Source organism: Facklamia sp. 7083-14-GEN3 (genome assembly GCF_024742075.1).
In the GTDB taxonomy this organism is placed as follows: domain Bacteria; phylum Bacillota; class Bacilli; order Lactobacillales; family Aerococcaceae; genus Facklamia.
On sequence record NZ_JANSGD010000004.1, the window covers coordinates 25,964 to 40,010 of the forward strand.

At 33.6% G+C, this 14,047-nt stretch carries 14 protein-coding genes; 3 read left to right on the forward strand and 11 right to left on the reverse strand.

The features are described 5' to 3' along the window. Nucleotides 1-23: 23 nt before the first annotated feature. From NW240_RS07610 to rpmH, 11 genes are all read right to left on the reverse strand, one after another. Nucleotides 24-902 (reverse strand): ParB/RepB/Spo0J family partition protein, encoded by an 879-nt coding sequence (locus NW240_RS07610; protein WP_309302417.1) that lies wholly within the window; start codon nt 900-902, stop codon nt 24-26. Then, on the reverse strand, nt 892-1,656 hold the full coding sequence (locus tag NW240_RS07615; RefSeq protein ID WP_258436948.1) for a ParA family protein: 765 nt from the start codon (nt 1,654-1,656) through the stop codon (nt 892-894). The genes NW240_RS07610 and NW240_RS07615 overlap by 11 nt, the downstream gene beginning before the upstream one ends. A gap of 13 nt (nt 1,657-1,669) precedes the next feature. Then, nucleotides 1,670-2,395: a 16S rRNA (guanine(527)-N(7))-methyltransferase RsmG gene (gene rsmG, locus NW240_RS07620; protein WP_258436949.1), complete on the reverse strand. Its 726-nt coding sequence runs from the start codon at nt 2,393-2,395 to the stop codon at nt 1,670-1,672. A gap of 225 nt (nt 2,396-2,620) precedes the next feature. Next, nucleotides 2,621-4,528, reverse strand: coding sequence for a tRNA uridine-5-carboxymethylaminomethyl(34) synthesis enzyme MnmG (gene mnmG, locus NW240_RS07625; RefSeq protein ID WP_258436950.1), 1,908 nt, complete (start codon nt 4,526-4,528; stop codon nt 2,621-2,623). Beyond that, the gene (locus NW240_RS07630) at nt 4,528-5,019 is read right to left on the reverse strand and encodes an 8-oxo-dGTP diphosphatase (protein WP_258437149.1); all 492 of its coding nucleotides are present in this window, start codon (nt 5,017-5,019) and stop codon (nt 4,528-4,530) included. The genes mnmG and NW240_RS07630 overlap by 1 nt, the downstream gene beginning before the upstream one ends. Before the next feature lie 10 nt (nt 5,020-5,029). Further along, nucleotides 5,030-6,406 carry a tRNA uridine-5-carboxymethylaminomethyl(34) synthesis GTPase MnmE gene (gene mnmE / locus NW240_RS07635; RefSeq protein WP_258436951.1) on the reverse strand — a complete coding sequence of 459 codons (1,377 nt, stop codon included), beginning with the start codon at nt 6,404-6,406 and terminating at the stop codon, nt 5,030-5,032. A gap of 247 nt (nt 6,407-6,653) precedes the next feature. Then, a complete protein-coding gene (locus tag NW240_RS07640; protein ID WP_258436952.1) occupies nt 6,654-7,856 on the reverse strand; it encodes a hypothetical protein in 1,203 nt (400 codons plus the stop codon). Between the two features lie 191 nt (nt 7,857-8,047). Further along, a complete protein-coding gene (gene jag / locus NW240_RS07645) occupies nt 8,048-9,004 on the reverse strand; it encodes an RNA-binding cell elongation regulator Jag/EloR (protein ID WP_258436953.1) in 957 nt (318 codons plus the stop codon). A gap of 18 nt (nt 9,005-9,022) precedes the next feature. Beyond that, on the reverse strand, nt 9,023-9,862 hold the full coding sequence (gene yidC, locus NW240_RS07650) for a membrane protein insertase YidC (protein ID WP_258436954.1): 840 nt from the start codon (nt 9,860-9,862) through the stop codon (nt 9,023-9,025). Beyond that, a complete protein-coding gene (rnpA, locus tag NW240_RS07655) occupies nt 9,852-10,232 on the reverse strand; it encodes a ribonuclease P protein component (protein WP_258436955.1) in 381 nt (126 codons plus the stop codon). Before rnpA ends, yidC begins: the two co-directional genes overlap by 11 nt. A gap of 115 nt (nt 10,233-10,347) precedes the next feature. Next, nucleotides 10,348-10,485: a 50S ribosomal protein L34 gene (rpmH, locus tag NW240_RS07660; RefSeq protein WP_258436956.1), complete on the reverse strand. Its 138-nt coding sequence runs from the start codon at nt 10,483-10,485 to the stop codon at nt 10,348-10,350. A gap of 488 nt (nt 10,486-10,973) precedes the next feature. On the opposite strand from rpmH, the gene dnaA reads away from it, so the two are divergent. From dnaA to yaaA, 3 genes are all read left to right on the forward strand, one after another. Next, nucleotides 10,974-12,314: a chromosomal replication initiator protein DnaA gene (gene dnaA / locus NW240_RS07665; protein ID WP_258436957.1), complete on the forward strand. Its 1,341-nt coding sequence runs from the start codon at nt 10,974-10,976 to the stop codon at nt 12,312-12,314. A 158-nt stretch (nt 12,315-12,472) separates the two neighbouring features. Continuing rightward, nucleotides 12,473-13,621, forward strand: coding sequence for a DNA polymerase III subunit beta (gene dnaN / locus NW240_RS07670; protein ID WP_258436958.1), 1,149 nt, complete (start codon nt 12,473-12,475; stop codon nt 13,619-13,621). 198 nt (nt 13,622-13,819) lie between these two features. Then, on the forward strand, nt 13,820-14,041 hold the full coding sequence (gene yaaA, locus NW240_RS07675) for a S4 domain-containing protein YaaA (RefSeq protein WP_258436959.1): 222 nt from the start codon (nt 13,820-13,822) through the stop codon (nt 14,039-14,041). Nucleotides 14,042-14,047 lie beyond the last annotated feature (6 nt).

Sequence of the window (14,047 nt, forward strand, 5' to 3'; positions counted from 1 at the left end):
TTGACCCTCCTATTTGTCACTATTTAAACTTGAATATTAAGTAAGTCTAGAATTCTTGTCAAATCTGAATCGTTGACAAATTCTATTTCAATTTTACCCTTGTTTCCTTTTGAAACAATTTTAGCCGAGGTCCCAAATTTTTCTTCCATTTGATTTTCAATGGCTAGCCAAAGTGGTGATTTATTCTCTGTTCGTCCTTTTTTTGTCTTTTTAGGTAAAGACTGATTATATTTTTGCACTAATTCTTCTAATTGACGAACTGTAAGCTGTTCTTTGACAACTTTTTTAGCCAAATTCTCCATCTGACTCTTGTCTTTTAACCCTAAAATAGTACGAGCTTGACCCATTGAAAGTTTTTCTTCATTAACTAACTGTTTAATTGGATCTGGTAATTGAAGTAAACGGATATAATTAGCAATATAAGGTCGACTTTTCCCAATACGATCAGCGACTTCTGCTTGCGTTAATTTTAGCCGACCCATTAACATATCATATGCTTCTGCTTCTTCTAAAGGACTCAAATCCTCTCTTTGCAAGTTTTCTATCACAGCAATTTCAATCATTGCTTCTTCATCGAGTTCTCTAACAATTGCAGGGATAGTTGTTTTACCTGCCAATTTTGAAGCGCGTACTCTACGCTCTCCTGCAATAATTTCATAGCCTTTAATAGAAGATTTTCTGATGATAATGGGTTGGAAGACACCTGTTTGACGAATCGATTCCGCTAACTCATTTAAAGCATTGAGATCGAAATGCTTTCTAGGTTGATAGGGGTTTGGACGAATATCTTCTAATTTAATTTCAGTAACCATCTCATGATCATTGGCTACTTCTTCATAAGCAGAACTGAAAAGAGCTTCCATTCCACGTCCCAAACCTCCTTTTTTAGGTTTATTGGCCATTATTGATCACTTCCTCTGCCAATTCTTTATACATGACGGCTCCTCTGGACTTTGGGTCATAATCAATTACTGATAAACCATAAGAAGGGGCCTCTGACAAACGAATGTTGCGTGATATTACTGTGTCATACACTTTCTCTTGGAAATATTTACGTACTTCATCAACTACTTCATAACCCAAGTTTGTTCGTGCATCGAGCATAGTAATTAAAACTCCTTCAATCCTAAATTGAGGATTTAATGACTTTTGAACTAAACGGATGGTATTTAATAATTGGCTTAAACCTTCTAAGGCATAGTATTCTGCTTGAACCGGAATCAAAATTGTATCTGATGCTGTGAAAGCATTAATTGATAATTGCCCTAAAGAAGGTGGACAATCCACTAAGATATAATCATAATCTTGACTAATGGTTTCTACAGCTTCTTTCAGACGAAATTCACGGTCTTCAAAATTCACTAATTCAATTTCAGCAGCTGCTAACGAGATAGTTGAAGGGACAATATCAAGATTTTCTCTAGAAGTGGGTAAGATACTATCTTTAATAGCTACTCGATCGACCAAAACTTCATATAAACTATTGACTACATCTCCTCTTTCAATTCCTAAACCGGAAGTAGCATTCCCTTGAGAATCGGAGTCAATAACCAGTACCTTTTTCCCCATAAAGGCTAATGCGGCACCCAGATTAACCGTTGTCGTTGTTTTACCGACTCCGCCTTTTTGATTTCCGATTGCAATCATTTTTCCCATATGCTTCCTCCTTTTATTTAATAGGCTGCTTACTCGGCTTACCTGCTTTACGCGGGTATTTATTAGGAGTATCCAGTGTTTTTTCGACAAGTAAGAAAGTTCTCTCACCTTCATCTTCTGGTAAATTCGTCTGTACAACTTCCTCTATCTTAGCTCCTAAAACCTTAATAGCCTTTTCAGCCTCTTTTAATTCGATATTTGTTTGTTTATGGTTACCTTTTAAAACAATAAATTTCCCGCCCTTTTTTAGTAAAGGAAGGCAGTATTCAGCTAAAACATTTAAAGGAGCAACTGCTCGAGCAGTCACTAAGTCAAATTGTCCACGATAATTTGGATCTTGACCCACATCTTCTGCCCTTCCATGAAGAAATTCTACTCTTTCAAGTTTTAAATTTGCACTCAAATCTTTTAAAAACTGAATACGTTTATTTAAAGAATCGATGATAGTCAGATCAATTTCAGGATGAATGATTTTAATTGGTAAACTTGGGAACCCTGCTCCCGCTCCAACATCACACATCTTTAATTGATAATTCTCTAAAGGTAAGTTCCAAAGGGGCATTAAAGAGTCATAGAAGTGTTTTAAATACACTTCTTCTTTATCCGTAATAGCTGTAAGATTAACCTTTTGATTCCATTCAATTAACCATTGATAATAAGTGGAAAATTGTTGTAGTTGATCGGGACTAATTGATAATCCTTGATCTTGCAATTTATTTTTAAATTGTTTTTCTTCCATGTAATCCCTCTCATCTTTGTGATTGTGAAACAATGTTTCACAGCATATTAACTTTACTAAAATAACCACTTAATAGCAACATCTATCCTTCAATAAACTTTAAAAGCGTTTAAAATTTATTAATATCGCTTACCTCACATATAATCAATTAAAAAGATCCCTTCTTAATTAGTAAGTTAATTAAGAAGAAGATCTTTATCTTTTTTTGAATATAGTCGAGTTTAATTATTTAATGGGTTCGATTTTGGCAATTTTACCCTGTTGAATATAGACTGAAAGAATCGCAATATCAGCTGGGTTTACTCCTGAAATTCGACTCGCTTGTCCAATGTTAGAAGGTCGAATTAATTTTAATCGTTCTCTTGCTTCAGTTGCTAGGCTATCAACAGCATCGTAATCAAGATTTTCAGGAATTAATTTTTCTTCCATTGCTTTGACACGATCTACTTTATGGTTAGCTTTATTAATGTAACCAGCATATTTAATTTGAATTTCAACCTGTTCACCTACTTGTCGACTAACATCAGCTGTTAGAATAGGCAAGGCCTTAATTAGATCAAAATATTTAATTTCCGGTCTTTTTAATAGATCGCTAGCTAAAATACCATCCTTTAGAGGCGTTGAATCAACTTTTTCAAAATATTCTGCTAGGCCTTCTGTACTTGGCTTGATACGAATAGAAGCTAGGCGCTCAAGTTCTTCTTTTACAGCAGCTTCTTTGGTTTTAAACTGCTGATAACGGTCTTCATCTACCAGTCCAATTTGATAGGCTTTTTCTGTCAAACGGAAATCGGCATTATCATGACGCAATAATAGACGGTATTCTGCACGTGAAGTTAACAACCGATAGGGTTCAGTTGTTCCTTTTGTTACAAGATCATCAATCATTACACCAATGTATCCTTCTGATCGCGTAATGATGAAAGGTTCTTTGTCAAAGGCCTTATGACAAGCATTAATCCCTGCAATAATCCCTTGTCCTGCGGCTTCTTCATAGCCACTAGTTCCATTCATTTGACCGGCTGTAAATAAGCCTGGCAGATCACGCACTTCTAAGGATAACGTTAACTGATGGGGTACTACCACGTCGTATTCGATAGCATATCCTGCTCGCATTAATTTTGCTTCTTCTAAACCTTCTACTGAATGAAGCATCTCCAGTTGAACATCCTCTGGTAGAGATGTAGACAAACCTTGGACATACATTTCTCTAGTATTGCGACCTTCAGGTTCGATAAATACTTGATGACGTGGTTTGTCACTAAAACGAACAATTTTATCTTCTATTGAAGGGCAATACCTAGCTCCAACTCCTTCAACTATCCCAGAAAACATTGGTGCTTTATGCAAATTATTTCTGATAATTTCATGAGTTTTACTATTGGTATGAGTTAACCAGCATGAAATTTGATCTTGTAAATAATCCTCATCCTCTGATAAGTACGAAAAATGATTAGCCTTGGAATCACCGGGTTGTTCTTCTGTTTTGTCAAAATTGACCGATTCATAATGCACCCGCGGAGGCGTTCCAGTTTTAAAACGAGTTAATTCAATCCCTAATTCCATTAAATGTTCAGATAATTTGACAGAAGGTAGGGTATTATTTGGACCAGAAGAATAAGCTAAATCTCCGATGATAATTTTTCCTCTTGAAGACGTACCTGCAGTTAAAACAACAGATTTGGCTCGATAAATAGCCCCCGAATTGGTGATAATACCGCGACATTGATCTTCCTCAACTAACAGTCGCTCCACAAGCCCTTGTTTGAGGTCTAAATTATCTGTTTCTTCTAACACTTGTTTCATTGTATTAGAGTAATGTTGTTTGTCCGCTTGAGCTCTAAGGGCTTGAACTGCCGGGCCTTTCCCCGTATTTAAAAGACGCATTTGGATATAAGTTCTATCTATATTACGTCCCATTTCTCCACCTAAAGCATCAATTTCACGTACAACAACCCCTTTAGCGGGTCCACCAATTGATGGATTACATGGCATAAAAGCCACCATTTCTAAATTCATCGTAATTAAAAGTGTTTGAGCCCCTAAGCGGGCTGAAGCTAAAGCAGCTTCAGAGCCTGCGTGACCAGCACCCACAACAATCACGTCATATTGACCTGCTTCATAAGTTTGCATTATTTTTCACCTCTGTTTTCCATAAATTCGACCTGATGGTCGATTAAGTCACCTTTTTTATCATAAGCAAATTTAGCCCAAAAATAGGGTTTATTTTCTAAGACCCATTGTAAAAAGAGATAATCTCCTTCCCAAGTTGGTTTGTCTAAGACTTCGTCATAATTGACCCACTCCAAAGTACCTTCGTCACAATCTTTTAACAACTCTCCTTCAAAATCAGTCACTTTATAGACAAAGGAATACCAATCTCTATCATCATGGGTGAAATCTGGAAAAGTGATGAATCCTAAGGGGATTAAATTTTTAGCCTTAAGACCTGTTTCTTCATAAATTTCACGAATCGCACACTCTTGAGGACTTTCTCCTACTTCAAATTTTCCACCTACACTGACCCATTTTCCTTCATGAATATCGTTATCTCTTTTATTGCGATGGAGTAGTAATAATTGTTTACCATTATCAAGATAACAAATTGTAGATAGTTGTTGCATCATAACTTTCCTACTTTCCTAGACAGAATTGACTAAATAACTTATCTAATAACTCATCTTGTACACTATCACCTGTTATTTCACCTAAGAGATCCCAGGCTCTAGTAAAATCGATTTGTACCAAATCAACCGGTACATCGGCCTGACAAGCATTTATAACATCATCAAGTGCTTGAATTGATTGCTTTAATAAGTTCGTATGACGTGAGTTTAATAAATAATTAATATCATTAGACTCTAAATTACCCGTATAAAACAAATTCTCTATTCTTTCTTCTAATAAATTTAATCCTTGATCCTTTAAAATAGAGATAGGGATAACTTCCTCTTTATTCACAACATTTGTCACATCTGTAAAATCCATTTGACTTGGTAAATCGGTTTTGTTTAATAAAATAATTCTTTTTTGATCCTTTGTCAAAGACAAAAGTTCTTTGTCAATATCTGTCAAAGATTCATTTTGATTTAAAATCAAAATGACTAAATCCGATTCTTCCATAATTTTACGACTTTTTGCCACACCTATTTGCTCTACTAACTCATCAGTTTGACGAATACCTGCTGTATCGATTAAATGTAAAGGAACACCTTTGACATTGATATATTCTTCAATTGTATCTCTTGTTGTCCCTGCAATATCGGTCACAATCGCTTTGTCAAATCCAGTCAAATAATTTAGTAAACTAGACTTACCTACATTTGGCTTTCCTATAATAGCTGTTCGTATTCCTTCGCGGAAAAGACGACCATTTTGAGCTTTTTGTAAAATTTGATTTGTTTTAATTTTCACACGTTGGGATGTTTCTATTAGGGTTTGACTAGACATTTCCTCCACATCATCGTACTCCGGATAATCAATCGTTACTTCAATTTGAGCCAAACTATTAAGCATCTCTTGTCTTAATTGTCTAATTTGATGGGATAAGGTTCCTTGCAATTGGTTTAGAGAGGCATCCATTGCTTTGCCTGTTTTAGCTTGAATTAGATCCATTAAAGCTTCGGCTTGTGACAAATCAATACGACCGTTTAAAAAGGCACGCTTTGTAAATTCACCTGGTTCAGCCATACGAGCCCCTTCTAATAAACAAGTTTCAAGAATACGCTGCATGGCTACGATACCACCATGACAATTAATTTCTACTATATCTTCACGTGTATAAGTTTTTGGTCCTTTTAGGATAGTAACCATTACTTCATCTAAAACTTTTTGATCTTTATCTACTATATGACCATAATGAATCGTATGACTTTTTACCTGACTCAGGTCTTTACCTTTAAAAATCTTTTTAATAATTGTCAAAGCATCGGGACCACTCATACGTACAATTCCAATAGCTCCCTCACCTATAGCGGTAGAGATGGCTGCAATTGTATCCAAAACATACATAGCTATTACCCTCCTTTAATCATAAAAAAGTGCTCAACGAAAGATACCTAATTTTTTAGGTCATTCGAAAGCACTTTGACTGCCTGTCTATTTATTATATTATCGTAGTAATTGTATCAAATCGTAATTCTTCTTGCAACATAGGGTATAACGCTCATTAAAATTCTCTTTACTTAGATTATATAAAATAATGATATTTACTTTAGTAAATCACCATTCCTTTTCTGTTTCAAACCGTGTGTCTGACTTATTCTAAAGTTAGTTCTTCACTACTCATAGGTGTTTCGTCAATACTATTATCTTCTTGCTCTATCCAATTAGAGTCAATTTGATGGATTCCATTAGGAGGATAAGGGATTGTATTGAGTAACATTCCATTTCCAAAGACTTCTAGCCTGACTTGGTTAACAGAATAGTAATCAGCTATATTCACCATCATAGCAATTGCTACCGCTTTTTCACCAGCTGGATGTTGATTTAAACTAGCAACGACACCGCTTGAAAAATTGAGATGGGCAATTCCATTAGACTCATAAATATCAACTACTTGTATTTCGGGAGTAATCCATTGGTTATCGTAATAGAAACGCTGAAAAGCCGATGCTAAGGTATCGTTTGTTTGCCAGGCAAAGTCAACTATCTCTTTTTGAATCAACGGCTCTTCTGTTGAAGATTGAGGCATATACCACTCTTTTTTACTTACCAACATTACATTATCTGTAATTGATTCTGCGAGAAAGTAATCCTCTTTATTTTCTTGCCACTGAGCAATAATCCCTTTATTAGCGGCAATTAGCTGATGTCTATCGCCCTCTTCAAATTTAGTCACCACTTCAATCACTTCTTGATAGATTTGATCACCGATATTCACTTCTTTGTATAAACCGACGATATGTGAAGGAATATTACCATCATATAACCATTCAGTTCCTACTTTTAAAGGAGATTGTAAAATTATTAGGCTTTTTTCTAATTCATTGGCTTCCATTGAGTTTTTTAAATAATTAGTAAATCGATTATTTTTTTCAATTTTACCGTATAGTTCAATCACTTCTGTATTCCAACGATAGAGTTCAATCGTTTTTTCAGCACCTAAGGTCTCTCTCACTTGCATCTGTTGACTAGTTTGATCCATATAATCAACATAGCTAGTTTTACCATTAGAAAAGATTTTTACTTGATTGGCATTAATAGGAAGAAATTTTTCTATCCTATAGTTCACATCTTCTGCTTCTTTAATCCACGAATTAGAATCTAAAACCACTTGGTCAGATGTGTTAGCTTTCTGATTATTTTTTTGCTCTAGCTGTGTTTCTTTATTCTCTGCTTGTTTCTTCTCTATTTTCATTTGGTTTTCTTTACTCAATTTAATCATGGGTTCTTGTTTACAAGCTGATAAAGTAATAACAATTAATAAAAGCCAAAATATTTTTCTGCCAGACAGACTCAAATCCGTCACCTCCTAAAACAAGCTATATTATATCATAATTTTTATGACCTTCTAATACTATTTTACTAGTGCTTCCTTTGAAAAATAAGTCTAATGTTTCATTCATGATAATTTCCATTTATGTCTATACATAATAAAAATAATTTGAGAGATAAAAAATCCCTAAGCCTAGCTTAGGGAAGTGATTTTTATTATTGTACGTAATCCACCACTAAATATCGATTCGGATCTTTGCCTTCAGAATGCGTTGAAATGTGGTCATATTGACCAAGATAAGCATGGATTTGTTTACGTTCATAAGCAGGTAAAGGATCTAAGATAACTGTTTGCTTAGTGCTTAAAACTTGTTCAGCAGTTCTTTCTGCCATTTGCTCAAGCACATTTAAACGACGGTCACGGTAATCTCCTACATTTAACAAGACTGAAATTCGTTTACGATCACGTCTGTGTAATAAAACTTGAACTAAAGTCTGTAAAGAATTGATAATTTTTCCATGTTTTCCAATAACTAAACCGGATTTATCCGTCTCTATATTAAAGACTAATTGATTCCCTTTCAATTCATATTCAATGTGAGACTCTGCACCATATAAACGTATAACTTCTTCTAGGTAATGGCAAGCAGCTTGAAATTCTTCTTCAATTGAAATTTCATTTTTTATGTCCTCTTTCACAGTGGTTTGAGTTTCATTTGAAGCTTTTTCACTCATTTGTGGAACAACTATTTCAGGCTCTTGAGTAGAATTTTTATCTTCTGCTTGTTTTTCGATTGAAGACTCTTTTTCTAATGAAAGATTCTCACTTTTCTTTTGTTTAAGATCCTCTTCTTCAACAAGCTCACTATTTTTTTGATTATTTTGACGGATATAATCTTTAGTGTTGCTTACTGCTTCTTTATGACTATGATTTGTTTTATGATCAATTTTAACTTCTTTTTCCAATTGATTGGTTAATTCCTTTAATGATAAATCAGTCTTAGCTTCTATATGAACAACTGCTTCTTGCTTACCGAATCCAAAGAAGCCTTTTTTCCCCTCACTTATTATACGAATATTAGCTCCTTCTCGACTAATTTGTAATTGTTTTAGTCCTTTTTCAATGGCTGATTCGACATTTTCAGCCCTAACAGTAATATTATGATCTAACATATCATCACTCCTTTTATTTTATTTACGACTTTTAGCTTTTTTCAAGGCCTTACGCAACTGACGCTCTTTTTCTTTTTCATGAGCGATGCGTTCTTGGCGTTCTTGGATAATTTTATAAGGATTATTAAAGATTAAAATAATAATGACAGTAATTAAATTTGATATGAACCAATACAGTGAAACCGCACTCGGTAAAGCAAAAGATATGGAGAAAATCATAATTGGCATAGCTACCATCATAATTTTCATTGAAATATTTTGCTGAGGATTTGCTTTACTATTTAAGTAAGTTGATAGGAAGGTGAATAGAGCCGCTAGAATAGGGAAAATAAAGTAAGGATCTGGTTGTCCTAAATCAACCCAAAGGAAATGTCCTTGCCTTATAAGTTCTGTTCGAGAAATCACTTGGTATAAGGCCATCAAAATCGGTAATTGAATTAAAGTTGGCAAACATCCCGCAAATTGGTTAACCCCTTTTTCATCAAACAAAGCTTGTTGTTCGGCTTGGAGTAACTCCATTGAATGACGATCTTTATTAGGATACTTAGCTTTAATGGTTTCAATTTCCGGTTGTAACTCCATTATTTTATTTTGAGATTTCATTTGCATTAAAGTTAAAGGAGTTAAAAGAAGACGAATTAACAGTGTAAAACTGATAATACCTAAACCAAAATTATTGCCCATTAACCGACTTAACCAAACAATAAACTGAGAGAAGGGATATAAGATAAACTGATCCCAAATATTAGACGAATCACTAGTAATCGGTTCATTAAGATTTCCACAAGCAGATAATACCATTACTGTACCTATTAACAGTGAGAGTTTTAAAAAATTATTTAGCTTTTTATTGCTCATTACAACCTCCAGATGTTTCTTGATTTAATGATGATTGGATAATTTTAGCTTTCTTCATTACATGAATCATTGATTTCTTTATTTGTTCTAGATCCTTATCACAAATATCTTTACGAGCAATTAAAAGAAAGTCAACTTCTGGAATAAGCATATCTTCTATTTCATGCAAAGCCTGCCTTAAATAGCGCTTTATTTTATTTCTAAAAACTGCATTACCCAACTTTTTACCTACAGATAGACCGACTCGAAAATGTTTTTGACCTAGTTTTGAATAGGTATAAATAACTAATTGACGGTTTGCTGTAGAATTTCCTTGATGAAAGACTCTTTGAAAATCCTTATCACTTTTTACTCGATATTCTTTTTTCATTAGACTACCACTCCGATATTTTAGAGTCCTCATAATATTATATCAAAAATAAGAATAATTGGAATCTCTCTCTTTATTTTATAAAAAAAAAAGGCCTCACTTGGAAGCCTCAAAATTATGCAGTTAACTTTTTGCGTCCTTTTAAGCGGCGTTTGCTTAATACACGACGTCCATTTTTTGTTGACATGCGCTTACGAAAACCGTGCTCTTTACTACGTTGACGTTTTTTAGGTTGGTATGTTCTCTTTGTCATGCAATACACCTCCTTATTCCTAAATATAAACAATACTAAGATAGTTTATAAGAATTACTCCTTTAAAGTCAAGTGTTTTTTAATATTCATTAAATATATTAATAAATAGAACAGACTAATTATTATCACCAACTTATCCACAGCTTTTAAACAAGTCTGATGCAATGTAAAATTTTTCTTTACAGAGAAAGATACAAGTTTATCCACATTTCTATCCACTGTTAATAACAATGTTGTTATCCACAATATCTGTTCATAATATCCTTTTTACCTTTATATTCCTCTATATAAAAGGCTTTTTTTGCTAATAACTTTTCAACAGTTTAATTTAGCTCCTTACTTAAACTCTTTTTATGCACACTTTTTGCTGACATGTGTATAACTAAAATGTGAGTATGTGTATAGTTTTTTTGTACTTTCCTAACTTGTGGAAAACTCTAAATATGATACAATATCTTTGACTATATAACTTATTCGAGGTGAAATGAATGGATGAAAAAGATCTTTTTTGGCAAGGAGTCCTGGATTATTTAAAAGAAATTCTATCGACTTCTTCCTATCGTTCCTGGGTTGAGCCTTCCATCCCGACTCGAATTGGTAATCAATCAATTACGATTGCAGTTCCTAATCCGATGACTAAAAAGTATTGGGAAAATCATTTAGTAAATTATATTTTGCAATATAGCCGTGAGCGTTACGGTATTGAGTATGAGCCCCAATTTATAATCTATCAAAGTAATCAAGATGAACACACACTTTCAAAAAATATCGAGAAAAAAGAAGAAACAGACAATTTTCCAAGTTTTTCAGACTCAAAGTTAAATCCTTCTTATACTTTTGAGAATTTTGTGATTGGAGAAGACAACAAAATGGCTGCGGGAGCCGCTTTAGCAGTGAGTGATGGTCCAGGAAAAACCTACAATCCCTTTCTGATTTATGGCGGTGTGGGTCTAGGAAAAACTCACTTAATGCAAGCTATAGGTAACGATATCTTACGTAATAATCCTTCTACCAAGATCAAATATGCAACGAGTGAATCTTTTGTTAACGATTTTATTACCAGTATTCAAAATGGTTCTCAAAAGAAGTTTAGGGAAATGTATCGTGAGATAGATGTTTTATTAATTGATGATATTCAATTTTTATCAAAAAAAGATGCCACTCAAGAAGAGTTTTTCCACACTTTTAATGAGCTTTATAATAATAATAAACAAATTATTTTAACCTCAGACCGTTTGCCTAATAATATTGATAATCTGGAAGAAAGACTTATCTCTCGATTCAAATGGGGATTATCAACTGACATTACTCCTCCAGATTTAGAAACACGCATCGCCATCCTTAGAAAAAAGGCTGCAAATAATCGTCTTGATATTGATTCCGAAACCCTTACATATATTGCTAATAATGTTGATACAAACATAAGGGAATTAGAGGGAGCTTTAATGAGGGTTTTTGCCTATGCAGCTATTGAAGGTAAAGAAATTACGAGTCATTTAGCAGCAGAAGCCCTCTCATCTATTTTTGGAGAACAAAAAGAAAAGGTAATCGATGCTGACACTATTATTTCTACTTGTAGCCAGTTTTATAAAATATCCGTTGAACAAATTAAAGGAAAGAAAAGAAACAAAGAAATCGTCACTGCTCGCCAAATTGCCATGTATCTTACACGTGAATTAACTGAACTTTCATTCCCTAAAATTGGTGAATCTTTCGGTAATAAAAACCATACAACGGTGATTCATGCCTATGAAAAAATCTCTGAGGATCTAAAAAATAATACTAATCTCAAGCACGATATAGCGACAATCAAACAAATGTTAGAATAAAGATTGTGGATAAGTCTATTATTTTAAAATACTTTTACACATAGTCATCAACAATGGTAAACCTTGGTCCATAGAGTTCTTTGTCACTTATACGCTCTATCAACAAGCCCTACTATTATTACTTAGATATATAATAATTATTTATAAAGGAGAAATTTATGAAATTTACAATTAACCGTTCTGCTTTTACGCAACAAATAAATAATGTTCAAAGAGCTATTCCTTCTAAAACAACCATTAATATCTTATATGGGATTAAATTATCTTTAGATAATAATGGAATGACTTTAATAGGTAGTGATGCAGATATATCTATTGAAAGTCATATTTCAGTTGATGAGCCTTTAGCTAATTTACAAATTAAAGAGACTGGACAAATTGTCTTACCCGCACGTTTATTAAATGAAATTATCAAAAAATTACCACAAGATGAAGTGATAGTCAGTGTAGATGATCAGTTTAAAGCAACCATTCAATCTGGTAATGCAGAATTTCAAATTGTGGGTATTGATGGAAATGAGTACCCTCGTTTACCAATTATTGATCTAGATCATCAAATTCTGTTACCCACACTAACTTTTAAAAATATGATTCATCAAACTATCTTTGCAGCTTCTAATCAAGAATCACGTCCGATTTTAACTGGACTTCACTTAATTCTAGAAAAAGATTACTTAATTGGAGTGGCAACAGATAGTCATCGTTTAAGTCAACGAGAAATTCCTTTGAAAATTGCTGAGAACTCACACCATTTAGAAGCTATTACTGTTCCGAAAAAAACAATGATTGAATTGGCTAGAATAGTTCCTGATAATGCAGACTTAATGATGACCTTATCCAATCAGCAAATTATCTTCACTTTTGAAAATATTACTATTTATTCACGATTACTGGAGGGTAATTATCCAGCCACTGACCGTTTAATTCCTAATTCATCTGAAACAGAAATTGTCTTAAATGCAGCTGATTTTCTGCAAGCAATCGAGCGTGCTTCTTTAATGTCACATGAAGGAAAAAATAATATTGTTCAATTAGATATTCAAACAGACCACATCGAACTATTTGTAAAAGGAAATGAAATTGGTAATGTGGCAGAAGAAATTCAATTTATTTCTTCAAGTGGTGAAGACCTTCAAATTTCTTTCAACCCTGATTATATGAAAGAAGCTTTACGATCTTTTGGAGATATTGAAATTACTATACAATTTAATTCGGCAGTTCGTCCAATGCTTATAACACCGAGGGAAAAGAGTGAATTACCTCACAATGACTTACTCCAATTATTAACACCGGTTCGCACACATTAAAATTTCTATAAGCAGGTCAAATTATTGACCTGCTTATTTTTTTGCCTTTATTTAGCATTTAAGCTTAATTTAGCTTAAATAAGCTTTTTATACTCTGAGAGTCAAATTTAATTAAAAAGGCATTTTTTCGCCAAATATTTGAGATTTAAGCTATTTAGTAGTATAATAGATATAATAAAATACTGATGAGGTGGCCAAATGGAACATAAAAAAGTCAAAATAGATAGTGACCATGTAACACTCGGCCAATTATTAAAAATTGTAGATTTAATATCTAGTGGTGGAATGGCCAAGTGGTACTTAGCAGAGTTTGCTGTCTATCTAAACGGCGAATTAGAAAATCGACGAGGAAAAAAATTATATTCTGGAGATCGTGTTGAGTTTGTTCAAGATGAATTGATAGTAGACTTGGTAGAATAATAAGAT